General features: G+C 39.9%; 25 protein-coding genes, 5 tRNA genes and 1 other RNA gene. 23 read left to right on the plus strand and 8 right to left on the minus strand.

All coding sequences use genetic code 11. From position 1 onward, the window contains the following. Positions 1-59: 59 nt before the first annotated feature. Positions 60-773 (plus strand): tRNA (adenine(22)-N(1))-methyltransferase, encoded by a 714-nt coding sequence (locus JNO66_RS01580; protein WP_203086458.1) that lies wholly within the window; start codon positions 60-62, stop codon positions 771-773. Then, positions 766-1,887, plus strand: a complete 1,122-nt coding sequence (locus JNO66_RS01585) for a Nif3-like dinuclear metal center hexameric protein (RefSeq protein ID WP_203086459.1) — start codon at positions 766-768, stop codon at positions 1,885-1,887. The genes JNO66_RS01580 and JNO66_RS01585 overlap by 8 nt, the downstream gene beginning before the upstream one ends. A 43-nt stretch (positions 1,888-1,930) precedes the next feature. Here JNO66_RS01585 and JNO66_RS01590 read toward each other — a convergent pair whose 3' ends face one another. From JNO66_RS01590 to JNO66_RS01600, 3 genes are all read right to left on the minus strand, one after another. Then, positions 1,931-2,872: a 4-hydroxy-3-methylbut-2-enyl diphosphate reductase gene (locus JNO66_RS01590; RefSeq protein ID WP_203086460.1), complete on the minus strand. Its 942-nt coding sequence runs from the start codon at positions 2,870-2,872 to the stop codon at positions 1,931-1,933. Positions 2,873-2,976: 104 nt separating this feature from the next. Next, on the minus strand, positions 2,977-3,465 hold the full coding sequence (locus JNO66_RS01595; protein ID WP_203086461.1) for a CarD family transcriptional regulator: 489 nt from the start codon (positions 3,463-3,465) through the stop codon (positions 2,977-2,979). Positions 3,466-3,596: 131 nt separating this feature from the next. Then, on the minus strand, positions 3,597-4,214 hold the full coding sequence (locus tag JNO66_RS01600) for a YqfQ family protein (RefSeq protein ID WP_246483145.1): 618 nt from the start codon (positions 4,212-4,214) through the stop codon (positions 3,597-3,599). Between the two features lie 156 nt (positions 4,215-4,370). Here JNO66_RS01600 and JNO66_RS01605 point away from each other — a divergent pair, with 156 nt between their 5' ends. Continuing rightward, positions 4,371-5,690, plus strand: coding sequence for a DEAD/DEAH box helicase (locus JNO66_RS01605; protein WP_203086462.1), 1,320 nt, complete (start codon positions 4,371-4,373; stop codon positions 5,688-5,690). A gap of 23 nt (positions 5,691-5,713) precedes the next feature. After that, entirely contained in the window at positions 5,714-6,607 is an 894-nt protein-coding gene (locus JNO66_RS01610) for a deoxyribonuclease IV (protein WP_203087469.1), read from the plus strand. 5 nt (positions 6,608-6,612) lie between these two features. Here JNO66_RS01610 and JNO66_RS01615 read toward each other — a convergent pair whose 3' ends face one another. Continuing rightward, positions 6,613-6,879, minus strand: a complete 267-nt coding sequence (locus JNO66_RS01615) for a DUF2624 family protein (RefSeq protein ID WP_203086463.1) — start codon at positions 6,877-6,879, stop codon at positions 6,613-6,615. 183 nt (positions 6,880-7,062) lie between these two features. Here JNO66_RS01615 and JNO66_RS01620 point away from each other — a divergent pair, with 183 nt between their 5' ends. From JNO66_RS01620 to JNO66_RS01640, 5 genes are all read left to right on the plus strand, one after another. Further along, complete coding sequence (locus tag JNO66_RS01620; RefSeq protein ID WP_203086464.1) at positions 7,063-8,208, plus strand: two-component system sensor histidine kinase NtrB; 1,146 nt, start codon at positions 7,063-7,065, stop codon at positions 8,206-8,208. Between the two features lie 141 nt (positions 8,209-8,349). Then, positions 8,350-9,042 (plus strand): lytic transglycosylase domain-containing protein, encoded by a 693-nt coding sequence (locus tag JNO66_RS01625; RefSeq protein ID WP_203086465.1) that lies wholly within the window; start codon positions 8,350-8,352, stop codon positions 9,040-9,042. Between the two features lie 220 nt (positions 9,043-9,262). Continuing rightward, on the plus strand, positions 9,263-10,006 hold the full coding sequence (locus JNO66_RS01630) for a metal ABC transporter ATP-binding protein (protein ID WP_210340740.1): 744 nt from the start codon (positions 9,263-9,265) through the stop codon (positions 10,004-10,006). After that, positions 10,003-10,878, plus strand: coding sequence for a metal ABC transporter permease (locus tag JNO66_RS01635; RefSeq protein WP_203086466.1), 876 nt, complete (start codon positions 10,003-10,005; stop codon positions 10,876-10,878). Before JNO66_RS01630 ends, JNO66_RS01635 begins: the two co-directional genes overlap by 4 nt. A 71-nt stretch (positions 10,879-10,949) precedes the next feature. Next, complete coding sequence (locus tag JNO66_RS01640) at positions 10,950-11,378, plus strand: Fur family transcriptional regulator (protein ID WP_203086467.1); 429 nt, start codon at positions 10,950-10,952, stop codon at positions 11,376-11,378. A gap of 165 nt (positions 11,379-11,543) precedes the next feature. On the opposite strand, the gene JNO66_RS01645 is transcribed toward JNO66_RS01640, so the two are convergent. Further along, positions 11,544-12,131, minus strand: coding sequence for a hypothetical protein (locus tag JNO66_RS01645; protein WP_373367147.1), 588 nt, complete (start codon positions 12,129-12,131; stop codon positions 11,544-11,546). Positions 12,132-12,267: 136 nt separating this feature from the next. Between JNO66_RS01645 and JNO66_RS01650 the strand changes: the two genes are divergently transcribed. Next, a complete protein-coding gene (locus JNO66_RS01650; RefSeq protein ID WP_203086468.1) occupies positions 12,268-12,660 on the plus strand; it encodes a DUF4190 domain-containing protein in 393 nt (130 codons plus the stop codon). 71 nt (positions 12,661-12,731) lie between these two features. Here JNO66_RS01650 and ispG read toward each other — a convergent pair whose 3' ends face one another. Both ispG and JNO66_RS01660 read right to left on the minus strand, forming a co-directional pair. After that, positions 12,732-13,844, minus strand: a complete 1,113-nt coding sequence (gene ispG / locus JNO66_RS01655; protein ID WP_203086469.1) for a flavodoxin-dependent (E)-4-hydroxy-3-methylbut-2-enyl-diphosphate synthase — start codon at positions 13,842-13,844, stop codon at positions 12,732-12,734. Between the two features lie 108 nt (positions 13,845-13,952). Further along, positions 13,953-14,297, minus strand: a complete 345-nt coding sequence (locus JNO66_RS01660; RefSeq protein ID WP_203086470.1) for a hypothetical protein — start codon at positions 14,295-14,297, stop codon at positions 13,953-13,955. A gap of 96 nt (positions 14,298-14,393) precedes the next feature. Between JNO66_RS01660 and JNO66_RS01665 the strand changes: the two genes are divergently transcribed. From JNO66_RS01665 to JNO66_RS01675, 3 genes are all read left to right on the plus strand, one after another. Beyond that, a complete protein-coding gene (locus JNO66_RS01665) occupies positions 14,394-15,572 on the plus strand; it encodes an MFS transporter (protein ID WP_203086471.1) in 1,179 nt (392 codons plus the stop codon). Positions 15,573-15,722: 150 nt separating this feature from the next. Next, the gene (locus tag JNO66_RS01670; protein ID WP_203087472.1) at positions 15,723-16,571 is read left to right on the plus strand and encodes a DUF1002 domain-containing protein; all 849 of its coding nucleotides are present in this window, start codon (positions 15,723-15,725) and stop codon (positions 16,569-16,571) included. A 133-nt stretch (positions 16,572-16,704) separates the two neighbouring features. Further along, positions 16,705-17,358: an NfeD family protein gene (locus tag JNO66_RS01675; RefSeq protein WP_203086472.1), complete on the plus strand. Its 654-nt coding sequence runs from the start codon at positions 16,705-16,707 to the stop codon at positions 17,356-17,358. Between the two features lie 7 nt (positions 17,359-17,365). Here JNO66_RS01675 and JNO66_RS01680 read toward each other — a convergent pair whose 3' ends face one another. Next, complete coding sequence (locus JNO66_RS01680; protein ID WP_203086473.1) at positions 17,366-18,139, minus strand: DUF1189 domain-containing protein; 774 nt, start codon at positions 18,137-18,139, stop codon at positions 17,366-17,368. A gap of 221 nt (positions 18,140-18,360) precedes the next feature. Here JNO66_RS01680 and JNO66_RS01685 point away from each other — a divergent pair, with 221 nt between their 5' ends. From JNO66_RS01685 to JNO66_RS01730, 10 genes are all read left to right on the plus strand, one after another. Further along, positions 18,361-19,983, plus strand: a complete 1,623-nt coding sequence (locus tag JNO66_RS01685; protein WP_203086474.1) for a Na/Pi cotransporter family protein — start codon at positions 18,361-18,363, stop codon at positions 19,981-19,983. Positions 19,984-20,186: 203 nt separating this feature from the next. Next, positions 20,187-20,261 (plus strand) — tRNA-Asn (locus JNO66_RS01690). A gap of 6 nt (positions 20,262-20,267) precedes the next feature. Further along, positions 20,268-20,344 (plus strand) — tRNA-Met (locus tag JNO66_RS01695). Between the two features lie 33 nt (positions 20,345-20,377). Further along, a tRNA-His gene (locus JNO66_RS01700) sits at positions 20,378-20,453 on the plus strand. Between the two features lie 4 nt (positions 20,454-20,457). Continuing rightward, positions 20,458-20,531: transfer RNA gene (locus JNO66_RS01705), tRNA-Ile, on the plus strand. Positions 20,532-20,558: 27 nt separating this feature from the next. Further along, a tRNA-Ser gene (locus JNO66_RS01710) sits at positions 20,559-20,648 on the plus strand. Between the two features lie 793 nt (positions 20,649-21,441). After that, entirely contained in the window at positions 21,442-22,050 is a 609-nt protein-coding gene (locus tag JNO66_RS01715; RefSeq protein ID WP_203086475.1) for a superoxide dismutase, read from the plus strand. A 109-nt stretch (positions 22,051-22,159) separates the two neighbouring features. Continuing rightward, positions 22,160-23,452: an MFS transporter gene (locus JNO66_RS01720; protein WP_203086476.1), complete on the plus strand. Its 1,293-nt coding sequence runs from the start codon at positions 22,160-22,162 to the stop codon at positions 23,450-23,452. Between the two features lie 54 nt (positions 23,453-23,506). Then, positions 23,507-23,686: non-coding RNA, 6S RNA (gene ssrS / locus JNO66_RS01725), on the plus strand. A gap of 101 nt (positions 23,687-23,787) precedes the next feature. Then, on the plus strand, positions 23,788-25,896 hold the full coding sequence (locus JNO66_RS01730) for a peptidoglycan D,D-transpeptidase FtsI family protein (RefSeq protein WP_203086477.1): 2,109 nt from the start codon (positions 23,788-23,790) through the stop codon (positions 25,894-25,896). The last annotated feature ends 125 nt before the right edge of the window (positions 25,897-26,021 follow it).

Raw genomic sequence — 26,021 nt, forward strand, 5'->3', positions numbered from 1 at the left:
TCGGTTGAAATATGATATGATGAGTAACGGTAAACCAACAATGTAAAGGTGATAAAAAGATGAATGAACATAAATTATCAAGTCGATTAATGGCCGTGGCAGGCTATGTTAACCACTTAAAAAGTTTTGCTGATATTGGATCAGATCATGCCTATCTTCCAAGTTATCTTTGTCTTACGAACCCATCCATTCACGCGGTAGCAGGTGAGATTGTTGAAGGTCCATTCCAAGCAGCTAGAAAACAGGTGAAAGAGTCTAAACTGGAGAGCCGGATTGATGTTCGCAAGGGTTCTGGACTAGAAGTGATTAAACCATGTGAGGTAGAAGGAATTACAATTGCTGGAATGGGCGGAGCACTGATTGCGTCTATTCTTGAAGAAGGAAAAGAGAAGGTAGAGGGTGTCCAACGCCTTGTCCTTCAACCAAATAATTCGGCATGGTCCGTTCGTATCTGGCTACTTGAAAACAACTGGAAATTAATTGACGAAGACATTTTAATCGAGAATGAGAAATTCTACGAAATTTTGGTGGCAGAACCTGGCAACGATCAAGAAAGATATAAGAAAGACCGAGAGAAGAAGCTTATGCTAGGACCACATCTAATTAAAGATCCAAGTCAGGTCTTTATTGAGAAGTGGACGAGTGAAAAACAAAACTGGGAGCGCGTGTTAAAGGCCTTAAAGCAGGGTAAGGAACAAGAGTCCCTTATTCAGCGTAAAGCACAGATTGAGAAGAAATTGCAATTTGTACAGGAGGTATTAACAAATGTCTAACGCCTTAACAGGTCATGAAGTGGTAAGAATCTTTGAAACATGGTCTCCACCATCCTTAGCTGTAGAAGGAGATCGAATTGGGTTGATGGTAGGGAGCCTTGATAACCAAGTTAACCGAATCGTAACAGCACTTGATGTGACAGAGGCTGTTCTTGATGAGGCTATAGAACACCAGGCTAACTTTATACTTGCGCATCACCCATTGTTATTCCGTCCGCTTAAAACGATCGATTTACAAACGCCTCATGGACGAATTATTCATAAGGCACTGTCTCACGGGATCACCATTTATGCTGCCCACACTAATTTAGATATTGCTCGCGGGGGAGTAAATGACATGCTTGCTGAGGCATTATCATTAACCAACGTAACTGTACTTGCAGAAACCTATGCTGAGGATCTAAAAAAGCTGGTTGTCTACGTTCCTAGAACACATGTGGACATTCTTCGGGAGGCATTAGGAGAAGCAGGAGCTGGGCATATAGGCGCTTATAGCCATTGTTCCTTTAATGCAGAGGGTATAGGATCGTTTAGACCTCTTAAAGGATCAAATCCGTACATAGGTGAAAGTGGTGTTCAAGAATTTGTGGAAGAAACAAAGATTGAAACGATTGTTCGCGCATCACAGCTTTCGAACGTTGTGAGTGCAATGACCAAGGCTCATCCCTATGAAGAGGTAGCTTACGATGTCTATCCACTTGAGCAAAAAGGAGAAAGCTATGGACTTGGCCGGATTGGCGAGCTTTCCAGTCAAGTGACGTTAAGTGAGCTTGCTGAGTTGGTTAAAAAAGCATATGATGTTCCAACTCTACGTTTAATAGGGAATCCAAGTAAGATAGTAAAACGTGTGGCTGTACTTGGTGGAGATGGGAACAAATATGTTCAAACGGCGATGAAAAAGGGAGCCGATGTGTTTATTACTGGAGATATCTATTACCACACAGCAGTTGACGCAATAGAAGATGGTTTTTCTCTTTTGGATCCTGGCCATAATATTGAGAAGATCATGAAGAAAGGCGTCGCAAAGAAACTGAGTCACCTTCTTACGGAAGCAGGATACACTGTAGAAACAATCTCTTCTCAAATCAATACAGACCCTTACCAATACGTATAGAATAAAAAAAGATCGCCCACACTGGAGCGATCTTTTTTTATTTTTATTTAACTTTTACTTTAGGTAAAAGCTTTTCAAGATTTACTGTTCGTTTAAGAGGCCATGTCGTAGGATCATTCTGGTCAAACTGAGTAAGGTAGTTAATAACCTCTTTTGTTATAGGTGTTGGTGTAGAAGCGCCAGATGTAACCCCAACGACTTCAACTCCTTTTAACCATTCCAAATCGAGCTCTGTAATATCACCAATTCGATATGCAGTCGTTCCTGCAATTTGTTCGGAAACTTGAGCTAGTCGGTTTGAGTTATTGCTTTTTGGATCTCCAACCACAACAACGAGGTCACATTCCTTAGCTTGTTCTGCAACTGCTTCTTGACGAACTTGAGTAGCAAGGCAGATTTCATTATGAATTTCCGCGTGTGGGTAAAGCTCCATTGCGCGTTTCATAATGTCTGATACATCCCACTGACTCATGGTGGTTTGGTTTGTAATAATAATCTTATCTGTTGTTAAGTTAAGGCTCTCAACGTCCGCTGTATTCTCAACAAGATGAACAGCTTCTGGTGCGACTCCTATTGCGCCTTCAGGCTCAGGGTGACCTTTTTTTCCTGCATAGATGAATTCATAGCCTTCGCTATGCTTGTCTCTAATTAAATCATGTGTTCTAGTCACGTCTGGGCATGTTGCGTCAACAACGGTTAACCCTTTTTCTTTTGCAAGAGTACGAACTTCAGGTGATACTCCATGTGCAGTGAAAATAACCGTTCCCTTATCAATTTCTTTTAAGATATCAAGACGGTTAGGTCCATCTAAAGAAATGATTCCATCTGTTTCAAATGCATCTGTAACGTGTTGATTATGAACAATTTGTCCAAGTATATAAACCGGACGTGGTAGATCTAGGTTTTGCGCTGCCTGTCTCGCTAAAACCATTGCGTCTACAACGCCATAGCAATAACCGCGTGGCGAGATCTTTTTTACATTCATGTAACTTGTCCTCCTATAGAAAAGCTTCCCAACCAAACAAAAGGTGAGAAGCAGTCTGATACCATCATTGTAATGGAGATGGAGGTCGTTGACAATCGTTGTGCTTATGACAATTCAAGCAAATTGTTATCAATAAACTCATAAGCCTGTTCTTCAGACATATTGTTTACGAGAACAAGTTCACTCGCAATCATCTGTTTTGCCTTTTGAAGGTGGTTTCGATCTTGTATATGAAGACCGTTTGAACGACCAGCCTGTTTCTTAGAAAGGGAAGAAATTAGTTGAGCTGCATCAAAAATGCTGCCGCTCTTTAACAGATTTTCCGTTTCTTTTGAAAAGTGGCTAGTAGAAGGTGGAAGCTCAGGTCCGTTTTTCAATGCTTCAATTACATTGTCTAATTCATCTTGCTCAATGACTTTACGCAAGCCTGAATTATCAATTTTACTCTCAGGGAGCATTAATTTCACATCTACTAGTGGGAAATGAAGAACAAAATAAGAGTGGGTTTCACCTAAAACGTCTTTCTCTTCAATGTCTCGTATTGTTCCAGCCCCATGATAAGGATAAACAACATGATCACCGACTTTAAACATGAGCATTCCTCCATTCGAGTTGTCAGTATTTAGTATAACACAAATGGAGCAAAATTTGAAATTATACTATTCCACTATAAAGCTTGTCAACTATTTAATTAAAAATCACGAGTATTTTCTCGTGATTTTAATCAAACATATAATTTAGGAGCGGGTGGGCCACCTACGGGCCTCGCAACAGACTGAATCGTTGCTAGCTGTGGTTGGATAGGTACATTTACTTGTGGAGATAATGCCTCAGGAGACATCGTTTCTGGAGTGAGGCTAGTTTCTTGCTCGTTTTGAATGGGTATGTTCGGTGAAGTTATTTCATTAGTAACTTCTTCTGTATCTGAGCTTGATTGACTGCGCATGATTCTCCATAAAGCAGGGGCATTGCGAATAATCGGTCCGTATTGTTGTACCATTGGCATGACTTGTTGAGTAATTCCCATGATACGTTGTGTGTTTTGAAGGATCGAAGTGAAATTAATGCCTGAAAGAAAGCTACCACCACTGGCACCTGCTGTAGGAAATGCTGCTCCGCTCACTGCACTAGCCCCACCACCGCCGCCAAACAGTCTTGCAAGTAAACCGACTCTACCTCCCGCACCTTGCATGAAACCTGATGCAGCTTGGGGTCCTGGGCCACCGAGAAAGGCTGATGGAGGAACCATCCCGGCTCCGGGGCCAGGTCCGAACATAAAAGGACTTCTAGCTAACGGTTGAATTGGTGTTGGACCAGCTGGAGGTCCAAATATTCGTTGCATGGTCGTTCTCCCTTCAATATATGTCCATTTACTTGTTTATATGCAAAATGAATACGTGATGTGAGCCCGGATTTCCGAAGTACGTCGTGTTTGGTGTCATTCTGTGGTAAAATAAGCTACTGTAAATACCTAAAGTTCAGAGAGTAGGAAATAAACATGATTTCAGAGAATTTCAAACGGTTTGGACTTCAACCGTTTTTATTAGACGCACTTGATGCACAAGGCTTTAAAAAGCCTACGGAAATACAGGAACGACTAATTCCTGCAATTATTAATGGCAAGGATGTCATTGGACAATCGCAAACAGGAACAGGAAAAACATTGTCGTTTCTACTTCCAATCTTACAAGTGATTAAACCAGAGCAACAAGAAGTACAAGCGATTATTACAGCGCCAACTAGAGAACTTGCCACTCAATTATTTGATGAGCTTAAGTTGCTTCTTGAGCACGTTTCAGAAGAGCAACCCATTGTTAGTCAATTGCTTGTTGGTGGAACAGATAAAAGTCGTGCGATTGATCGACTCAAAACCCAGCCTCATATTGTTGTAGGGACGGCTGGAAGAATTTCAGATCTTATTAATGACCAAGCGTTAAAAGCATACTCTGCAACGATTTTAGTTGTAGATGAAGCAGATCAAATGCTTGATATGGGCTTTATTGATGATGTGGACCGTACGGCGTCCCGAATGGCCGAGGAGCTTCAAATGCTTGTCTTTTCAGCGACCATTCCTGAGAAGCTTCAACCGTTTTTAAAGAAATATATGAATGATCCAAGACATGTGAAGGTTGAGCCTGAGCACGCAACGGCTACATTAATTGAACACAAGCTTCTTCCTCTTAAGCATCGTGATCGACTAAAGGTAGTAGTGGAAATTGCCGAGTCAATTAATCCATTTCTTGCTGTTATCTTCACGAACACTAAGGATGAGGCAGATGAAGTTTCACAAGCCTTACTTGATGCTGGATTAAACGCTGAACGAATCCATGGCGGACTCCAACCGAGAGAACGTAAACAAATCATGAAGCAAGTTCGTGACATGAAGATTCAATACCTTGTAGCAACAGATCTCGCAGCGAGAGGTATTGATATTAAAGGAATTACTCATGTGATCAACTATAACCTGCCAAAAGACTTAGACTTTTACGTTCATCGGACAGGTCGTACAGCGCGTGCAGGGATGAGTGGTGACGCAATTACATTATATGCTCAAACAGATCAACAAGCGATTGAGCGTTTAGTGAAAAAAGGAATTACCTTTACGTATGTTGACCTTAAAAAAGGTGAGTGGATTAAGCTTGAGAAGCCACCACTTGGTCTTGGACGTTCACAACATCGTAAGTCTGATTCATCTGGTTCAAAAAAAGCAGTGGCAAAACCGAAAAAAGTAAAGCCTGCGTATAAGAAAAAAGCGAGATATCGTGCAGCAAAAGAAGAACAAAGACAACGCAGAATTAAGGGACGCTCAAAAGGATAATGATTGATTAACGAGGTGGAATGATGACATTAAAGATCGGTTCACATGTTTCAATGAGTGGAAGCAAGATGCTACTTGGAGCAAGTGAGGAAGCAGCTAGTTATGGTGCAAATACCTTTATGATCTATACAGGAGCGCCACAAAACACGAGGCGTAAAGCGATTGAAGATTTAAATATTGAAGCGGGTCAGGAGCATATGAAGGCTCACGGTATGTCTGATATTGTGGTCCATGCACCGTACATCATTAATATTGGAAATACAGAAAAACCGGCGACATACCAATTAGGTGTAGACTTTCTTCAATCTGAAATTGCTCGTACAGAAGCGCTTGGAGCAAAACAAATTGTTTTGCATCCGGGTGCACATGTAGGAGCAGGTGCAGAAAAGGGAATCGAGCAAATCATTAGAGGTCTGAATGAAGTGCTTGAAGTGAAAAATGATGTTCAGATTGCTCTTGAAACAATGGCTGGTAAAGGGACAGAATGCGGTCGTAGCTTTGAAGAGCTTGCTGCCATCATTGATGGCGTAACGCATAATGAGCGTTTATCCGTCTGCTTTGACACATGCCATACGCATGATGCCGGTTATAATTTGATCGAGGATTTTGACGGAGTGCTTAACCAATTTGATAAAATTGTAGGAGTCGACCGTATTAAAGTCCTTCATATTAATGATAGTAAAAATGTTCAAGGTGCACGAAAAGACAGACATGCAAATATTGGCTTTGGCCATATTGGGTTTGACACACTTCATTACATTGTTACACATGATCAATTAGCGACTGTACCAAAAATCCTTGAGACACCTTATGTTGGAGAGGATAAGAAAGATAAGAGACCTCCTTATAAGCATGAAATTTCGATGCTAAAAGAAGGCCAGTTTGATGAGGGATTACTTGAGAAGATTATGAATTAAATACATTATGGGAGCAGATGGCTATATTGCTTAAGAAGTTGCTCAATCGTGTTCGCAACATGGCTATCTGTTTCTGTTTGTAGTTTATGAATGAGTCTTTCTACTTGAGCCGCATTCCCTACATCAATTTTCTCTGTTTTTAAGATTGATACAACTTGCTCTGCTTGTTGATTTGTAAGTGAAATATTGTTTTTGTCAGCTTGTTTAATTAATTCAGGAACGGTTAACGAATTAATTTTTTGATTAATTAATTGTTGAATAAAAACGTTCATGTGTACCCCTCCCAAGACTTTTGCCTATCTATTTATACCTATGAAGAGCGGAAGATTTTGTGCAGAAAAAAAGGAAATACGTAGCAAATAACGAATACGTTTAATATCTGTAAGTCCTGAGTAAAAGACATTTTGACTTTAGTTGGATGTCAGAGCACTCGATAAATTAAAGGAGGGGCTACTATGTTTGATCATCAACAAGATAACAAATCAGCCTCTGAAAAAGGGAGCCGTAGTATGACGACTAATTCCAGCTCAGCACTGAATTCAGCCTTCGCCTTACCAACAGCACATTATTCTCAGAACCTACCACATAGACCATACATAGAAGATTTGGGATTCCCTTTCCTTAAAATGGACTGCCAATATAACGTACTTGGTTGGAATCAAGCGTTTATCAAAACATGTCAAATTGATGAACGAGAACTTGAAAACGCCTCCTTTCTAGATTTAAGTGAAGACTATCACGTGTTAAAGCTGGCTAAAGAAGTGATGGCTGTTACAACACTAACAATGAGGGTGGAGGAACAATTATATGAGGACGAAGATACATTAATACGGGTTTGTGTCTTTCCGTATTCGTACTTCAATTGCCAATATATTGTCTTTGAGGACCTTTCATACCAAAAAAAGTTTGAACATTTGTTAACCTTTCATCATCAGATGGAGGCGGTTTCCCATATTGCAGCAGGAGTAGCGCATGAATTACGCAATCCACTGTCCGTTATTAAAGGGTTTCTTCAGCTGGCTAAGCTTACGGACGATTTTCATAAGTATTACGATACGATTTTATCTGAGTTAAACCGAATGAATTTAATCATCGAAGATTTCCTATCCGTATCAAGGAAAAAGATGACCAGAAGCTGGCAATCTCCTAATCAAATCATTGAATCACTCGTACAAATTTTAAAGTCTGAGTGTTTGCTGCACGATGTGAGTCTTGATCTTCAATTAACAGCAACAAAATACAATGTAACGGTTCATGTAAATGAATCGATGATTAAGCAAGTCATTTTAAATCTTTTACGAAATTCGGTAGAAGCATATGGCTCATCTAACCTTAATCGACGGTTTATTGTTAAAACAGAAGTAGAAGATGAGAAGTTTCTTCTGACTCTTAAGGACAACGGAAAAGGAATGCCCGATGAGGTATTAAATCAATTAGGCAAGCCGTTTTTCACAACCAAAGAAAAAGGAAATGGGATTGGAATACCACTTTGTAAAAAGATTATTGAAGATCATGGTGGGACCTTTACCATTACGAGCGAATACAATGTCGGGACAGAAGTGAGAATTTCACTACCACTTGAAGAATCTGCAACTGGATAATATGTCCTCAGTAGGAAACAACAATTAGTAGCTGGGCTAAATCGTTTCGTGATACACTCATTAGCGCAAAACGCGTTTAAAAACAATAACTTAGGGAATCCACTAGTTGGAGTCTATGTTATGAAAAAGGAGTGTTGACGAATGTTACGACGTTTTTTAGTTGGAAGTTTAGTCGCAATCATGATGCTAGCCGGTTATTTTGCATTTGAAGCCAACAGCTTAAAGCAAGCTGTTAAAGATAAAGAGAATGAACTAACTCGTCTTGAAATTGAAAAGGATGGGTTAGAGCTTTCGAGTAATACAGAACTCTCAGAATCAAGTGCACCTAGTTACTCACAATGGATTCAATCAAGTGAATTGGCTGAGCAACTATACAAAGAGAGTGAAGGTCGCTTTAAGCGAGAGTGGGGTTTATTTCTAGGAGAGATTACTCAACAAAAGGGAATGGATCCTTATATCGTGTACGAGCTTCTTAAAGTTGAAACAGGAGGAAGCTTTGATCCAACCGTAGTAGGTCCGGAAACAAGATTTGGTGTGGCTTACGGAATGGGACAATTTATGACGAACACGGCGCCCTGGATTGCGGACAGAGCAAACCTTGAATACAAACAAGAGTATTTGTTTGAGCCTCTGTATTCAATCCAGTTATCTGTGGAATATTTAGATTATTTATATGAAGAATACGAAGACTGGGACTATGCGTTAACCGCTTATAACCGTGGAATGACGGGCTTAAAGAAATACGTTGAAAAGAACGGCCATGCTAAGAGCGAATATGCTGTGACGATACAGCAAGGCGTTTTGCAGCATGATGCCATAGCATTTAACCAATAATAGAGTAATAAAACGAGAAAACCGGATGAGCCTCTGTGAGGATTCACCCGGTTTTCTTTTGTTAGCTACTCTACGATGAATTCTTGTGATCTGGGTAATTTCTAAGAAATAATCTCCTTGGGTGGACAGATGGATAAAAAGCTTTATAATAGGGTAAGTCAAATAAATCGTAATCATTCTTAAGAGATGGTTGAATACACACGAAAAGGAGAGATCGTCTTTGTCCAACCAGACGATTTTAGCGGAACTAAAAAAAGTACATTTTTATTATGATCATCGGCACGTGTTAGAGAATGTGTCTCTTAAGCTTGAAAAGGGGTCATTTCTTGGTCTAGTAGGCCCAAATGGATCAGGAAAGTCTACACTTATCAGGTTGCTACTCGGGCTCATTAAACCGGTCCAAGGAGAGGTTGAAATCTTTGGTGAACGTGTGAGTCAATTTCAAAGATGGGATAAGGTTGGTTTTGTATCACAGAAAGCAAGTAGCTTTAACTCAGGTTTTCCGGCTACTGTATTTGAAGTTGTATCCATGGGCTTGTGCGGAAAGCTAGGTTTGTTTCGTTTTATGACAAAGAAAGATAAGCAAAAGGTTCATGAAGCGATTTCCCAAGTAGGCATGCAGGAATACACTAAACAAAACATTGGTGAACTGTCAGGTGGTCAGCAGCAGCGCGTGTTTATCGCAAGAGCCCTAGTAAGTGAACCTGAGCTCCTCATCCTAGATGAGCCAACTGTTGGAGTAGACGTGGCTAGTGTACAAACATTCTACGAGCTCCTAAAAACGTTAAATGAAGAAAAAGGCTTAACCCTTCTCTTAATTACGCACGATACAGGTGTGATGACTAAATATGTAACAGAGGTAGCATGTCTTAACCAGTCGATTCACTTTCATAAGCCAATTGACTTTGAAAAAAATCAAGATTTACTACACGTTTATCGAGTGAATGAGGAAGTGCACGTATGATTGAAACATTTCTAAGGTTTGACTTTCTTCAATATGCATTATATACGGGTATGATGATTGGATTATTAGCGCCGATACTTGGAGTGTTTCTAGTTGTGAGAAGAATGTCTTTAATTGCTGATGCTCTTTCTCATATTACATTATCAGGTATAGCATTCAGCCTATTGATGGGCAAATATGTTGGATTCTTTGCGGGTCTTAATCCATTATATATGGGCATGATTTTCTCTGTCGGAGGATCGCTACTCATTGAACAGCTACGCCGTGTGTACACGTTCTATAAAGAAATTGCCATTCCAATTATATTATCTGCCGGAATAGGGATTGGCGTTATTTTCATATCGCTTGCCAATGGATTTAATAATGATTTATTTAATTATTTGTTTGGTAGTGTAATTGCTGTTACACAATCGGACTTTATTACAATTAGCATCATTACCGTTGTCATTATTGTCGTTCTTGTTCTTTTCTACAAAGAATTATTTTTCCTCTCATTTGATGAGGAACAAGCCGTTATTTCTGGGGTCAATCGAAAGTTAGTAAATATGATTTTTGTTGTCCTTGTTGCTCTAGTCATTGCAGCCGCGATGCGAGTGGTGGGAATCCTTCTTGTTTCAGCTTTAATGACCCTGCCTGTTGCTAGTGCGATGAGATTTGCAAAAGGATTTAAGCAGTTGTTTTTCTTTTCAGTTATACTTGGAGAAATTGCTGTGGTTGGGGGGCTTATAGCTGCGTTCCAACTCGATTTGGCGCCTGGTGGAACAATCGTAATGATCTCAGTTGTGTTGTTGCTACTATCCATTTTGTTTGGCCGCAACCGGAAGATAAAATGGATGCGAAAGCCTAAGCCAAGCTCAATGATCGAACAGTAAGTGACGCAAGTGTTGTGAATCGTTTATAATAAAAGGAACAATTTACTCGTGTGACGGAAGGGTGTCAGCAGATGAACGTATCTGATGCATTAGATGTACTAAAAAAAGAAGGCTATAAATATACAGGGAAACGCGAAATGATGATTCAATTGTTTGCCGATGAAGATCGCTATATTTCAGCCAAAGAAGTGTTGGAGCATATGCAAAAGGATTATCCGGGTTTAAGCTTTGATACAATCTATCGCAATCTTTCTCTCTTCCAAGAATTAACGATCCTTGAAGAAACGGAGCTTGAAGGAGAGAAGCGATACAGGATTACATGTCAAACACATTCTCACCACCATCATCTTATTTGTTTAACATGTGGGCGTACAGAGCATTTTCACACATGCCCCGTGAGTGAGGAAGCGATTGCTAAGCAATTCCCTGCTTTTCAAGTAGAAGGACATAAATTTGAAGTGTATGGAACGTGCGAATCGTGTTCTTTAAAAAAAGCATGAGCAGTCTGCTCATGCTTTTTTTAGTGCGCGCCTCTCAGCATATTCAAGGCATTTCTCACAAACCTTTATGTGTTTGCCTTGATCAGAAATATATGTTTGCATAAAAGAGGTTCTCTTATGACAGAAATGACAGTTTTTCTTCTTAAACCAACGGAACAACCGAGATCACCTCTTTTTATCTTGAATCCAATTCTCGACCCATTGTTCAGCAGAAAGCCAGTCATTCACTCGAATTACGCCTTTTGGATCCTCCCCTTGGTTGTATGGAGTATTAATCAGAAGGACTGGGATACCACAATGAGTGGCAATCTCTACAGCATTGTCATATTTGTCTTCTAAGAAAAGGTCAATCTGATGCTCCTTAATTGACTCAATTTTATTATGTTGGCCAAGAAGTTCAATGTGATGGTGAGGAACACGGTTTGTTTGAAACCAAGTGCGAGTAATCTCCTCAAGATAAGAGCCCCGAGCTGTTACATAATAAAGTTCAAAAGAGCGTTGCCACTTCTCTAACACTTGGCTAGCATTCTCCGCCAAAGTGACGTTCGCATAGATGGTCGCTTCGTTCGTTTTCATCCATTCAGTAAATTCGTCGCGAGTAATTCCAAGCACACCTGTTAAGTCATAAGACGTTAAATCGTCTAAGGTTAAATTTTTTTGAAATGATTGATTTAAGGCCGGCACAAATGCAGCTGGATCGGTGACGGTTCCATCAATATCTAAACCAATTCGAATCGTGTTCAATATCATCATCCTCTCATCCTTATTGTAGCATTTAATAAAGAAGGATTTAAAACAAAGACAACATTCTAATGGGTAAACGGGTCAATAACAATCGTTTGGGTACACTATAAATGCTCTCTGCAGGAAATGAGTGGAGGGATTCAAATTGGCGATTGATAAACACCCAGAGCAAGAACCCGTACGTTTAGTGGATCCAGAGAATGTAACAGATACAAACGTTGATCTTGCTGAACGTAATGCAGATTACAAAGAAGAAGCAGCTGCTGAGTTTCATACTTCCGAGCCAATGTCCTTTTCCAATGATGAACGTGACTCTGATGAGCCTGTTGAACAGTTGATGAATGGACGAGCGATGGGAATTTTCTCAGTCGTTTTATCCATTCTCTCTTTGTTTATTTTGCCGATTCTCTTAGGTGCGGCAGGTATTATTGTTGGCTTTGTGGCGAGGAAGAGTGCTTCAAAATCGATTGGTAATTGGGGTATTGGAATTGGAATTGTGTCCATTCTAACGTCATTGTTTTTCTCAGCGTTTATTTAACTTCGAGTAATGATCTGTGCAGAGAGCGCAAAAAAAGGATCCCGTAGTCTAATTGACTAACGGGACCTTCTTTACATACTGCTTTCAAGCTCAGCTGCTTTTTGCTTTTTGTAATGTTCTTCAGCAATGATATCAATTTCCTTTTTAAGTTCTTCAACCATTGTTTCTTCAGGAACCTTCCGAACAATTTCTCCGTGACGGAATAGGAGACCTTCTCCACGTGCTCCAGCAATACCGATATCTGCTTCACGAGCTTCACCAGGTCCATTCACCGCACAACCAAGTACAGCGACTTTAATAGGAGCTTTAATAGAAGCAATGTATTCTTCTACTTCATTGGCAATACTAATCAAGTCAATCTCAATTCGACCGCATGTCGGGCATGAGATAAGCGTTGCAGCATTTGCTGCGAGACCAAAGGATTTAAGAAGCTCACGAGCAACCTTTACTTCCTCAACTGGGTCTGCGCTTAACGAGATACGAACGGTATTCCCAATTCCCATATTAAGAATAGCACCTAGTCCTGCTGCACTCTTTACTGTACCAGCAAATAGCGTTCCAGACTCTGTAATTCCTAGGTGAAGAGGGTAGTCGAAAGCTTTAGCAGCTTTTTCATAGGCTTCAATCGCTAGGTTTACATCAGACGCCTTCATGGAAACGATAATGTCATGGAAGTCAAGGTCTTCTAAGATCTTAATATGATGAAGTGCACTTTCAACCATACCATCTGCTGTAGGGTATCCGTATTTCTCTAAGATTTTGCGTTCAAGCGATCCTGCATTAACACCAATACGAATAGGAATGCCTTTCGCTTTAGCGGCTTTAACGACCGCTTCAACCTTTTCGCGACGCCCGATGTTACCTGGGTTAATGCGAATTTTGTCAGCTCCATTTTCAATGGCTTTTAATGCCAGCTTGTAATCAAAATGAATATCAACAACTAATGGAATTGAAATTTGCGCTTTAATATCTTTAATTGCTTCTGCAGCTTTCATATCTGGACAAGCTACACGAACAATTTGACATCCTGCTTCAGCAAGTCGATTAATCTCAGCAACTGTCGCTTCGACATCATGTGTTTTTGTTGTTGCCATACTTTGAATGACGACCTCATCATTGCCGCCAATCGTTAAATTACCGACCTTAACTGGACGGGTTTTTGTACGATGAGTAATTTCGGTCATTGACCAATCGCTCCTTTATTCAACGAGTAACGTTCACTAGTTGTCTAGTCTCTCATTTAGAGATACGACTTTATTTTATCAATGACCTCCTCGATTTGGCAAGGAAATTCACTCTTTCTTATAAATTGGGAATAAATAAGTCTCACCTGTTTGAATCATATCAGGTTCAAGCGATTGGTTTAACGATTTAAAGTCTTCTATTATTTGCGCAATGCTAACAGGAATAGGACCTTCATTTAAATGTTCAACTACTGATAAAACAGTATGACCCGGCTCAACAATGACCTCTTGAGAGACAAGGGAGGGTGAATCATCCGGTGTTTCTACCTTTTTAGTTGGTGCGGATTGATTAATTTGTTTAACAGATTGATTAGGCAGAGACCCTGTCCGTAGGTCCGAAACAATTCCTGCTATGACAAGGATTAGAGCAATACAAATAAACAAGCGCTTCATAGCTTGTCCTCCTCGGGGAAATCTAGATAGTAAAAGTTTATGCGGGAGTTATCTAGTTTATGACTATTATTTTTAGAAAAGGAAGGAGAGAAATAGATGAACATGCAAGAGGGACTCACAAAAATAGGACTGGCTACCTTTACGATGATTATGGTTATTGGTAACGGGCTCTTTATTCCAATTATGCCTGCAATTCAAGAAGAATTAGCATTAACATCAAATCAAACAAGTCTATTACTAAGTGTATTCTCCTATGCAGGAGCACTAATGATTTTAATTAGTGGATGGCTATCAGAAAAATATGGACGGAAATTTGTACTAATTGCAAGCTTATCCGGATTGGTTCTAGGATGTGTTCTTGCTTCTTTAGCTGGATTCACTACGGATTCGACCAAAGCGTATGACATGATACTAGGAGGAAGGATACTGCAAGGCATTGGGGCGGGGGCTACAGCTCCAATGGGCATGATTCTAGCTTCTGAGCGGTATCCAAAAGAACAGCAAGCGAAGGTGTTTAGCTTCTTAGAAATTGTTAACGGATTAAGTAAAACCGCTGGTCCTATTCTTGGCGGCTTGATTGTTGCGTACCACTGGCAAGCAGGTTTTGTTTGGTATTTGGCGATTGCGCTTGTTGCACTAGCTGCAACATTCAGCTTGCTCGGAAGACAAAGAGAGGAAGGTCAAAATTCTCCCACTAAAAAAAAGCTTTTACCATACTTCCGAGAGTTTCTTCCTGTCTTGTCTATTGGTTTTTATGTGATGTTCTTTTTATATGGACTTCTTTTTGTCATTTCATCTATAGTTGAAGATTCGTTTATTCGCTCCTTGTTCATTTCGTTGCCACTTGCTATTCTAGTACTGATGTCCTATCTTTACGGCAGGTCGTCTTTGCAGACATTTAGCCAACTACAATTGCTATTAAAAGTAGGCGTTCTTGTACTTCTTATAGTGACTGTTTTTGTAAGCTTTTTCTACATACACACATCACTTTTAATCGTTAGTGCTTGTGTGGTTGGAGCAGTGTCTGGCGTGATGCTACCGGCGTCAACGAGTGCATTGGTTTTTCTCATACCGGAAGCAGTGAGAGAAAAGGCCCTTTCATGGTTATCGATGATTCGCTTTATAGGGGTGGCGAGTGGTCCCATCTTATTCTCAGCATGGATGGCAAATTGGACGACATACCGATTTGTGTTTATATGTGGGACAGCGATTATAGGGTTTCTTGTATTTATTTTATGGAAGGAAAAGGGTGTTAAGAAGATAGAAATGAGCTAAAATTAGGTCTAAAGTAACTTTTCATTTATTCGTAAAAAAGGTTACCTAATGTGAAGGGTATTAGAAAAATAGAAGATACCTTACAAAGCAATGTAGTTTTACAACCATAAAAGGGGTCGATAAAAATTGTTTAATAAACTTAAAAAATCAATGTTACTAACGTTTATTCTTCTCTTGTTCATACCAACTATTGCAGAGGCGGATGCAGTACCAGGTGATGTCATCGTAACTCTAGGAGCTGATTTGTCTCCTGCACAGAGAGAGGACTTGCTTAAAGAAATGGATGTCACAGATGAGGTAGAAACATTAGAAGTCACCAATGAAGAGGAACATGTATATTTAGGAGATTACATTAGTAAGACAAACATCGGAAGTCGTGCGTTATCCTCTTCAAAAATTACAATGACTCAGTCTGGTGAAGGTATTAACGTACAAACAAATAATATTACATGGGTATCAGATAAAATGTATGCTAATGCACTTGTAACAGCCGGAGTTGAGGATGCCGATATCTACGTAACAGCTCCATTTGAAGTGTCTGGAACAGCGGGATTAACTGGATTAATTAAAGCGTATGAAGTTGCCGCAGGTGTTGATATACCTGAAGAACAGAAGCAAGTCGCCAATGAGGAGATGGTTCGTACAGCAGAATTGAGCGAATCCATCGGCGTTGACGAAGCGACTGAGTTAATCAACCGAATCAAAGAGGAAATTGGAGATCAACCTGTTGAATCTGAAGAAGATTTACGAGCGTTAATTCAACGAGTTGCAGGTGAACTTGGAATTACCCTTTCAGATGAAGAGCTTAATGGACTTGTATCATTGTTCATGCGTATGAAAGATTTAGATATAAACTGGGATCAAGTACAAGATCAGATTTCGAAGGTTCGCGATAATCTGGGTGAATTCTTAAATAAAGATGAAACACAATCGTTTCTAAGTAGCTTTTTAGATTTTATCAATCAAATTATTGAATCCATTAAAGGTTGGTTTAAATAATTTTAAGAGAGAAGGAATTGTGTATTCCTTCTCTAACTTTGTTCACGAAATGATACCGTTTTAATTTTAAAAAAAGTGAAACCGAATGATATGATTATACGTATAGAATATTGGAGAAAGGGGAGATGACGAAATGGAATGGCTTGATAGCGCAAGTATCGGCTTTATCGTGATCTTTTTAGGAACATTGTTTTTATTCGGTGAATTACTCGTTAAAGCACGTGGATTATTCGCCTTGCTCGGAGTAGGATTAACGGCTGCCTATTTCCTATATCATTTAACTGGAGATGCGGGATTTTGGGTTGTCATTCTTTATTTAATTGGAATTGCGCTAATTATCTTGGATGGTAAGCTCTTTTCTGATGGGACGGTTGGATTAATTGGTGTCATTTTAATGGTTGTGGGACTCGCAATTCCGGCTCCAAACTTAGTTTATGGTATTTTAGTGGGGATGGCCTTTATACTTGGTGCTCTTAGCTCTTTATTCTTCTTAAAGGTTTTTACACGCAGACAAATGTGGGCAAAGCTTACATTTAAAGATCGATTAACAAGTGATCGAGGTTACAATTCCATTAATGAAAGCTACAAGGATTTAGTTGGTAAAAAAGGAAAGACATTAAGTTCACTTAGACCAACAGGCACGATCGTAATTGAAAGCCAGCCTTACAGTGCAACAAGTGGGGGGCAATGGATCGAGCAAGAAAAAGAAATTGAAGTGTTATCAGTTGATGGTACGAGAATCTTAGTTGCAAAAGTTGAACAATCAGAAGCACCGAAAGAAGAGTAGAAAAACGTTAAGTCGTTTTTCTACTCTTCTTTTTTTGTGGAAGTCGAATGATGAAATAACAGTATAGAGCAACGACTAGTCCAATCCAGAGAAGGAGCGGGATAAAATCACCAATGACAATAATCCATGCAAAAAGGATGACAGGAAGTGTGATCGTATGGGCTGCTATTTTCCATAAATGTACATATGTAATCGATGGATTTCTCCGTTGTAGAAAATGACCTACAAATGCAAGGAGTGAAATTCCTAAAAAGGCTAGACCAATCATAACGCTTAAAACAATGATAGAGATAATGACCAGCAAAATGGGTAGAAATGATTTAATGTCGGACAATTTTTCAAGGATATCCGTTTTCGTAAATACGCCTTCTCCAAGTAATGTATAGGAAAGAGCCTGATTTACATTTGCTGTATGAAACACAACAGATTGTTCTTGCAGAAGTATCCCTTGGTAATCCAAACGATCCACGGTGAGTTCATTCGTTGGATCAATAATTATTTGATGAGACTGGTTAAGTTCCAAGACAGTAGGAGTTGATTCAACAGAGGTTTGAAGGACTCCTTGTGTGATTGAAAAATCAATATCTTCTTCGACTAACGTTTGTTCAATAAGTGTAATTCCTGACCAAATGGAGACACTTAAAACAAGACAATAGGGAATAAGAGCAATAAAAATAGTAAAACAGACATGTCCTAATATATGGATGGTTTGACGGAACCGAGAAGCAAGAATAGATTGACGATGATACAAACTCTTTAAAAACCAAGTAAAAAAACGCATGAAGCCTCTCCTGTGTGATTTTTATTTTTATGATAGCGGAAGCGGATTCATTGGGCAATAGCAACACACAACGTTCACAAAAAAGCGCTTGTGAAATAGATAACTTGTACTGTTTTGTAAATTGTGGTTTACAAATAATTAATATATGTTTAATAATAGACACGTATGTGCGTGATTCATGTCGAATAAACGTATGATGTTAGATGAAGGGATGAGATTGTGTGGATGTTCAATCGCTCGTATTTACGTTTCTTGGAGGCATAGGGATCTTTCTATTTGCTGTAAAGTTTATGGGGGATGGTCTTCAAAAAGCGGCAGGCGACCGTTTGCGGGATTTGTTAGATAAGTTTACATCAAATCCATTTATGGGTGTGCTAACTGGTATCATTGTAACAGCAGCCATTCAGAGCAGTACAGGAACAACGGTTCTAACGATTGGCCTTGTAAATGCAGGGTTCATGACGCTTAGACAAGCGATTGGTGTAATTATGGGTGCCAACATTGGTACAACAACAACAGCATTTATCATTAGTATTAACTTATCCGAGTATGCATTGCCAGTCATTGCTTTGGGTGCCTTTATGCTGTTCTTCTTTAAATCACCAAAGATTACCAATATTGGACAAGTTGTATTTGGTATTGGAGCTTTATTTTATGGACTAAAATTAATGGGACAAGGATTAGCGCCTTTAAGTGATATGCCAGCATTTGCTGAATGGACTGTGAGATTAAGTGAGAATCCATTGCTTGGAGTTCTAGTCGGAACTGTCTTAACGGTAATTATTCAAAGTTCATCTGCTGCCATAGGTATCATTCAGCAGCTTTATGCTCAAGGAGCCATTGACCTTACAGCAGCTTTACCTGTTTTATTTGGAGATAACATTGGTACAACCATTACGGCCGTCATTTCAGCCATTGGTGCAACAGTTGCTGCACGAAGAGCTGCACTAACACACGTAATCTTTAATTTACTTGGTACGGCCATCGTTTTAATTGTATTAAGATTTTTCCAGCAATTTATTGAATATCTTGCTGTCACATTTAACTTGAATCCAATGATGCAAATAGCAACCGCACATGGTGTCTTTAACGTAGCCAATGTCATCATGCTATTCCCTTTCATTGGTGTGCTTGCTTGGATTGTAACAAAGCTCATTCCTGGTGAGGACGCAATTGTAGAATTCAAATCGAAACATCTAGATACTCGTTTTATCGGAAGTTCACCTTCCATCGCTTTGGGACAAGCACAGCAGGAGGTATTGCGTATGGCGGAATACTCGTACGAAGGACTTGACCAAGCGGCGCAGTATCTTGTATCTGGCGACAAAAAGCAAGCAGAGAAGACCGTTCAATATGAACAGGCAATTAATAACTTAGACCGAGAAATTACAGAGTACTTAATCCAAGTATCTTCTCAGTCTTTATCTGACTTAGATTCAAAAAAACACTCTACACTTCTAGATTCCATTCGTGATATCGAGCGAATTGGTGATCACATGGAAAACATTGTTGAATTAAAAGACTTCCAGAAATCGAACAAAGTATCGATGTCTGAAACAGCAATAGCTGACCTAAATGAAATGTTTGAACTGACAAAAGAAACGCTTAAAGCAGCAATTGGCGCACTTGAAGACCATGACGTTGAAAAGGCTAAAGGCGTACTTGAAAAAGAAGAATTAATAGATAAGATGGAGAGACGTCTTAGAAAGCAGCACATCGCTCGTATGAACGATGGAAGCTGTTCTGGAGGATCTGGAATCGTATTTGTTGATATCGTAAGTAACCTTGAGCGCATCGGTGATCACAGTGTGAACATTGCTGAAGCTGTAATTGGAGAATATTAAATTCTCTCTGTGCTGAGTGGGGGATTTCCTCATCTCAGCACTTTTCTTTTTTATTATGTGCTTGTCCACCAAATACGCATGTGGTAAAGTATTTCTTGCAGGTTTTATTGCCCGCAATTAAATAAAAAAACTTTTTTCGATAAAAGTATTGCACACTTTAAAATATCGTGATAAGATAGTTCTTGTCTTGAGGGACACAATGTTCCACAGTAGCTCAGTGGTAGAGCAATCGGCTGTTAACCGATCGGTCGTAGGTTCGAGTCCTACCTGTGGAGCCATAATATGGCGGTGTAGCTCAGCTGGCTAGAGCGTACGGTTCATACCCGTGAGGTCGGGGGTTCGATCCCCTCCGCCGCTACCATAATTACATAAGTTGGATTAGAAGACTGACATGGCGGTTGTGGCGAAGTGGTTAACGCACCGGATTGTGATTCCGGCATTCGTGGGTTCAATTCCCATCAGCCGCCCCATCTTGGACCCTTAGCTCAGTTGGTTAGAGCACTCGGCTCATAACCGATCGGTCGTAGGTTCGAGTCCTACAGGGTCCACTCTTATCCGTACTTATCTTATAACCTGGAGGAATACCCAAGTCTGGCTGAAGGGATCGGTCTTGAAAACCGACAGGCGGGTCAAACCGCGCGGGGGTTCGAATCCCTCTTCCTCCTTCAAAAACGAAAAACTCCGAACGCATTGTCGTTCGGAGTTTTTTTGTGCTTTTTGGTGTGAGAGTAGAGTGGAATTAAGAACAAAGAACTTGAAAGCAAGAGCAATTGGACTTTTACCAAGCCCGAAGAGGCCTTAACAAGAAAAACGAGCTGCGCACCAAGCCCGGGGCACATTCCACCAAGAAACAGGTGCTGATACCAAGGGAGAAGAAGCTGGTACCAAGCTCGGGTTTCCAATATCAAGATCAAACTCCCTAACAGTAAGAAATATTTGGGGAGAGCAAGAAAAATCTCATCTTAAGCAAGAACCTTAGCTCCGGCAAAGGGAGAGTGATGGATACCAAGAACAAAGAGCGTGCAATTAAGAACAATTAAACCTTTAACAAGTATGGAGGAGCCTTAGCAAGAAAAACGAGCTGCGCACCAAGCCCGGAGCATATTCCACCAAGAATAAGGCGCTGATAGCAAGGAGAAAGAACTTAATATTAAGCACGCCCCTTAAACATTAAGAAAAAAACTTCTGACACCAAGAACATTAAGAGCCAAACCAAAAAGTATCTCACGTCAACCAAGAACATCACTCTCACACTCATTACAAATGAATCCAAATCAAATGAATTCCACGTTTAGTCCTCAAATACATGTGGAAACTATATCTTTAGAACTCGTTTGAGGCAGAGTCGTTTCATTTGCATATATCATTCTTATTTGATAACTTAAAATGGAAGACTTAAGAAACATTTATGTTTCAAAAGTTCTAACACTAGGTACTCATTCAAGGAGGAGAATTAACATGGCATATGAATTACCACAATTACCTTACGCAGCAAACGCACTTGAACCTCACATCGATGAGCAAACAATGAACATTCACCACGACAAGCACCACAATACTTATGTAACAAAGCTAAACGCAGCTCTTGAAGGTCATTCTGATCTTGCAAGCAAATCAGTGGACGAGCTAATCAGCGATCTTGATGCTCTACCTGAATCTGTTCGTACAGCAGTACGTAACAATGGTGGCGGACACGCTAACCACACATTCTTCTGGGAGCTTCTAACTCCAGGCGGAAGCACAGCTCCAACTGGTGAGCTTGCTGACAAAATTACTGAGGAATTTGGCAGCTTTGACAAGTTCAAAGAAGAGTTTGCTAATGCAGCAGCTAACCGTTTCGGATCAGGCTGGGCTTGGCTAATCGTTGACGGTGGCAAGCTTGCTATTACAAGCACACCAAACCAAGATACTCCTGTAATGGAAGGGAAGTCTCCTGTTATCGGACTAGATGTTTGGGAGCACGCTTACTACTTAAATTATCAAAACCGTCGTCCTGACTACATCAACGCTTTCTGGAATGTAGTAAACTGGGATGTTGCTGCGAAGAACTACGAAGCAGCGAAATAAGTTTTTTAGACCACCGCACACCCTTTGTGCGGTGGTTTTTTCATGACAAGAGAAACTTACTGCATAACCCGAACCGAGAGTGACAAACTATCTCGGAGGGGGTGACTTCATGCAGAGAAAAACCCTGAATCGTTTTATTGGTCAGATTGATCTTACACGGGACCTCGTCATGCTTCTGATCATTGGTGGACTGTATGCATTAAGCATTGCGCTCTCAAATACATTTGTGAACGTATACCTTTGGAAGCAGTCAGGTGAATTTCTCCATTTAGCTTTGTATAATTTAGCAGCAGTTATTTGCCAGCCAATCGCTTTTTACTTGGCGGGACGATTATCCAAAAAAATAGATCGTGTGTACGTTCTTCGAATTGGAGTGGCTGTACTGTCACTGTTCTATTTTTCTGTTCTCTTTATTGGAGGCGGGTCAATTCCGGCCATTTTACTTCTTGGTGCACTTGTTGGATTTGGACTTGGATGTTATTGGCTTGCATTTAATGTATTAACATTTGAAGTGACAGAGCCTGAAACAAGGGATTTCTTTAATGGGTTCTTAGGATTACTCACTTCATTTGCTGGAATGATTGGCCCGCTTTCCGCTGGTGTGATCATTACTGCAATGAACAAAACGACGGGGTACCACGTGATTTTTAGTATTTCCTTATTTATTTTTATTGTGGCTGTTTTTTTAAGTATGTCCTTAAAAAAACGTCATGCAAAAGGCCAGTTTAATGTTGGGCGTATCTTAAAAGAAAAGAAGCTCAACCATGCATGGGGCCGAATCCTGTATGCTCATTTTTTTCAAGGGTTACGGGAAGGAACGTTTGTATTTGTCATTGTGGTTTGGGTATATACCGTAACAAGTAGCGAACTGGCGCTTGGTACGTACGGTTTAGTGACATCAGCCACTCAATTAGTGGTGTACTACGCTGCGGGTCGATTGATTAAAGAAAAGCTTAGAAAAAAAGCGATTTTGCTGGGTGGTTTACTTTTATACGGAGCGATCTTTTTAATCCTGTTTAATGTGACGTTTCCAAAATTGATTACGTACGGAATCATCATTTCAATCGCTTATCCAATCCTGCTCGTTCCTTATGTGTCCCTAACATATGATGTGATAGGGAAAGCATGGAAGGCAGCAGACATGCGTGTTGAATACATGGTAGTACGTGAGCTTTATTTAAATTGTGGCAGGATCGTATCGGTTCTTGCGTTTATTGCGGCTATCTCCTTTTTCCCTGAAGCTAAATCGATTCCTGTTCTATTACTAATATTAGGCGCAGGACATGCATGTATTTATTGGTTTGTTCGAACCATCTCGTTCTCAAATCAGCCTTTAAAACCTGCACCTGGGCTAACCCCGCAAACAGAAGAAGAAGGGGGTACAGGAGGATCAAATGCTTAAGTAGGAACTAAGAACTTCCTTTAACACCAAGTCTGAGTATGTTATAATTAATCTATTCACCTGCCATGTCCGTGAGCTTCATTTTTGTTTTGAACCTTAATCAAGAAAAGGGAGCCTCAAATTGATCTTTGGACAGTATGCCATTTATTGGACACTGAAATAAGCTCTGCGGGCACCCACCTGCTAAAAGTAGGTTCTTGAACGATGGGAGTAACGGCATTACGCGGGGAATTACTTTATATGATTGTGACTAACTTGTGAACGCAGAGACACCCTAACCGAGGTGTCTATTGGTGTGTATACATAGAAATTTGTTTCTAAAAAGGAGAGGTACGATGGGGAAAAAGAATAAAAAGCGTAAACACGTTCCAGTTCGTTTAAACGTTCTGTTTATCATTGTCTTTCTACTATTCTCAGCCTTAATTCTTCGTCTGGGAGTTGTTCAAATTGTCCAAGGGGAAGAGTATGAAAAGGAATTAACACAAACTGCAAATCAAACCGCTCGAATTGATGCACCACGTGGAGTAATGTATGACAGATTCGGCCATACAGTAGTTGATAACGAGATGGAGCTGTCTGTTACATATACGAACCCAAGTGAACAATCATCAACAAAGAAAACAGAAGAAATGCTTCGAATCGCAAATGAGCTAGTAAAAATGATTGATGTTGATACAGAAAAAGTTACAGAACGAGATAAAAAAGATTATTGGTATGAAACGACACCCGCTGAAGAAAGAAAAGAATTACTTAAGAACGTTGAAGGCGATCTAAGTGGTGCGGAAGAATACCAAGCGATTATTGATCAAATTACGGATGAACAAATTAATTATAGTGACGACGAATTAAAGGTCATTGCGATCTACCGTGAAATGACCCGAGGCTATGCAGGATCCCCTCAACGTATTAAGCGTGCAATAAGTGAAGAAGAGGCACATAAAGTGTCTGAACACCTGGATAAGCTTCCAGGGGTGGAAATATTACGTGATTCTCGTCGAAGCTATACCTACGGTGATACATTTAGAAGTATCTTAGGAAACACAAGTACTATACCAGCGGAGAGTATCGATGCATACTTAGCGAAGGGATACGATCGTTCAGATCTAATTGGTAGAAGTTTTTTAGAGGCACAATATGAAGATGTATTAAGAGGGCAAAAAGCAGAAATTAATCGCAGTTCAACTCGTAATGGCTCTCAAACAGAAAATACAGTGAACGAAAAGCAAGGAAGTCGCGGAAATGATTTAATGTTAACAATTGATATGGAAATGCAGCAGAAACTAAGCGAAACGCTTGAAACAGCAGTTAAGTCTAATTTTGGAGCTTTTCTAAAGAATCGAGAAGCGTATGCTGTTATGATGAATCCTCAAACCGGAGAGATTATTTCTATGGCTGGGTACAAAGATGACCCGAATAATCCAGATGCTTCAAATATTAATGATACAGGTGTATTAAACGCTCAGTTCGAAATGGGTTCATCTGTTAAAGCTGCATCAGTTTTGACAGGTTTTCAGACTGGAGTAATGACACCAAGTTCTGTTATTAATGATAGAACATTAAATGTAAAAGGAACACCACCTAAAAAGTCTGTAAGTGCCATGGGACCAGTAAACTATTTATCAGCACTTGAAAGATCATCAAACGTATACATGTTTTACATTGCAATGAGACTCGCAAACCACGAGTATCAAGAGAATGCACCTTTTCGAAGTATCTCAGACATTCAAGATGGATATGAGAAAGCTCGTTACAATTTTAATCAATTTGGTTTAGGAGTAGATCCAGGTATTGATTTACCGAGTGTAGCAACTGGATATGTAGGGGATAACACAAATGGTGGTAACCTAATGGATTTCTTTATTGGGCAATACGATACCTATACTCCTTTACAAATGGCTCAATATATCTCAACAGTCGCAAATGATGGTGCAAGGATGAAGCCACACTTAGTTTCCGAAATCCGTGAGCCATCTACTAGTGGTGAAGAAGGTTCCATTGTAACTCAATTTAAACCTGAAGTTTTAAATCAAGTAGATGTAAGTAGAGAAGAGATTCAGTTGGTTAAGAATGGATTAGAAAGAGTTGTTTATGGTTCTAATGGAACTGCATCCAGAATGAGACAAGGAAGAGATGGCGTTGAGAAAGTAAACTTTAACGATCAATTCCCTGATATGGCTGCTAAAACTGGAACGGCACAGGTAAGCATTTATTCAACAAATGATGGAAATAACCAAACGCTTGTTGGCTATATGCCTGCTGACAACCCTCAGGTTGCATTTACAGTGGTAGTTCCAGGGATCTCTAAATCTTATAAAACAAATGTTGCTCAACAAATCGGTTCAAAAATGCTTAATGCTTACATCGATATCAACGAAAACCGTGAAGGACCTGAAGACGTAGATACAGTCTTAGAAGACGTTGACACAGATCCTGAAGTAGAATAATAGCTTAAATGATTTTTAAGAAGCAGACACCTCGTCTGCTTCTTTTTTTCTATCTTTTTCCTGGCGTTAATAACTTTTATGGTTTTTATCGGCGTAAATTGTAATTCGGTTATGAAATCGGTTAC

Source organism: Alkalicoccobacillus gibsonii (assembly GCF_016798245.1).
GTDB lineage: Bacteria > Bacillota > Bacilli > Bacillales > Bacillaceae_D > Alkalicoccobacillus > Alkalicoccobacillus gibsonii.

Excerpts from the sequence above, each read along its gene's own strand:
- JNO66_RS01580 (WP_203086458.1), top strand. The coding sequence starts at position 60 with ATGAATGAACATAAATTATCAAGTCGATTAATGGCCGTGGCAGGCTAT.
- JNO66_RS01585 (WP_203086459.1), top strand. The coding sequence starts at position 766 with ATGTCTAACGCCTTAACAGGTCATGAAGTGGTAAGAATCTTTGAAACA.
- JNO66_RS01590 (WP_203086460.1), bottom strand. The coding sequence starts at position 2,872 with ATGAATGTAAAAAAGATCTCGCCACGCGGTTATTGCTATGGCGTTGTA.
- JNO66_RS01595 (WP_203086461.1), bottom strand. The coding sequence starts at position 3,465 with ATGTTTAAAGTCGGTGATCATGTTGTTTATCCTTATCATGGGGCTGGA.
- JNO66_RS01600 (WP_246483145.1), bottom strand. The coding sequence starts at position 4,214 with ATGCAACGAATATTTGGACCTCCAGCTGGTCCAACACCAATTCAACCG.
- JNO66_RS01605 (WP_203086462.1), top strand. The coding sequence starts at position 4,371 with ATGATTTCAGAGAATTTCAAACGGTTTGGACTTCAACCGTTTTTATTA.
- JNO66_RS01610 (WP_203087469.1), top strand. The coding sequence starts at position 5,714 with ATGACATTAAAGATCGGTTCACATGTTTCAATGAGTGGAAGCAAGATG.
- JNO66_RS01615 (WP_203086463.1), bottom strand. The coding sequence starts at position 6,879 with ATGAACGTTTTTATTCAACAATTAATTAATCAAAAAATTAATTCGTTA.
- JNO66_RS01620 (WP_203086464.1), top strand. The coding sequence starts at position 7,063 with ATGTTTGATCATCAACAAGATAACAAATCAGCCTCTGAAAAAGGGAGC.
- JNO66_RS01625 (WP_203086465.1), top strand. The coding sequence starts at position 8,350 with ATGTTACGACGTTTTTTAGTTGGAAGTTTAGTCGCAATCATGATGCTA.
- JNO66_RS01635 (WP_203086466.1), top strand. The coding sequence starts at position 10,003 with ATGATTGAAACATTTCTAAGGTTTGACTTTCTTCAATATGCATTATAT.
- JNO66_RS01640 (WP_203086467.1), top strand. The coding sequence starts at position 10,950 with ATGAACGTATCTGATGCATTAGATGTACTAAAAAAAGAAGGCTATAAA.
- JNO66_RS01645 (WP_373367147.1), bottom strand. The coding sequence starts at position 12,131 with ATGATGATATTGAACACGATTCGAATTGGTTTAGATATTGATGGAACC.
- ispG (WP_203086469.1), bottom strand. The coding sequence starts at position 13,844 with ATGACCGAAATTACTCATCGTACAAAAACCCGTCCAGTTAAGGTCGGT.
- JNO66_RS01660 (WP_203086470.1), bottom strand. The coding sequence starts at position 14,297 with ATGAAGCGCTTGTTTATTTGTATTGCTCTAATCCTTGTCATAGCAGGA.
- JNO66_RS01665 (WP_203086471.1), top strand. The coding sequence starts at position 14,394 with ATGAACATGCAAGAGGGACTCACAAAAATAGGACTGGCTACCTTTACG.
- JNO66_RS01670 (WP_203087472.1), top strand. The coding sequence starts at position 15,723 with ATGTTACTAACGTTTATTCTTCTCTTGTTCATACCAACTATTGCAGAG.
- JNO66_RS01675 (WP_203086472.1), top strand. The coding sequence starts at position 16,705 with ATGGAATGGCTTGATAGCGCAAGTATCGGCTTTATCGTGATCTTTTTA.
- JNO66_RS01680 (WP_203086473.1), bottom strand. The coding sequence starts at position 18,139 with ATGCGTTTTTTTACTTGGTTTTTAAAGAGTTTGTATCATCGTCAATCT.
- JNO66_RS01715 (WP_203086475.1), top strand. The coding sequence starts at position 21,442 with ATGGCATATGAATTACCACAATTACCTTACGCAGCAAACGCACTTGAA.
- JNO66_RS01720 (WP_203086476.1), top strand. The coding sequence starts at position 22,160 with ATGCAGAGAAAAACCCTGAATCGTTTTATTGGTCAGATTGATCTTACA.
- JNO66_RS01730 (WP_203086477.1), top strand. The coding sequence starts at position 23,788 with ATGGGGAAAAAGAATAAAAAGCGTAAACACGTTCCAGTTCGTTTAAAC.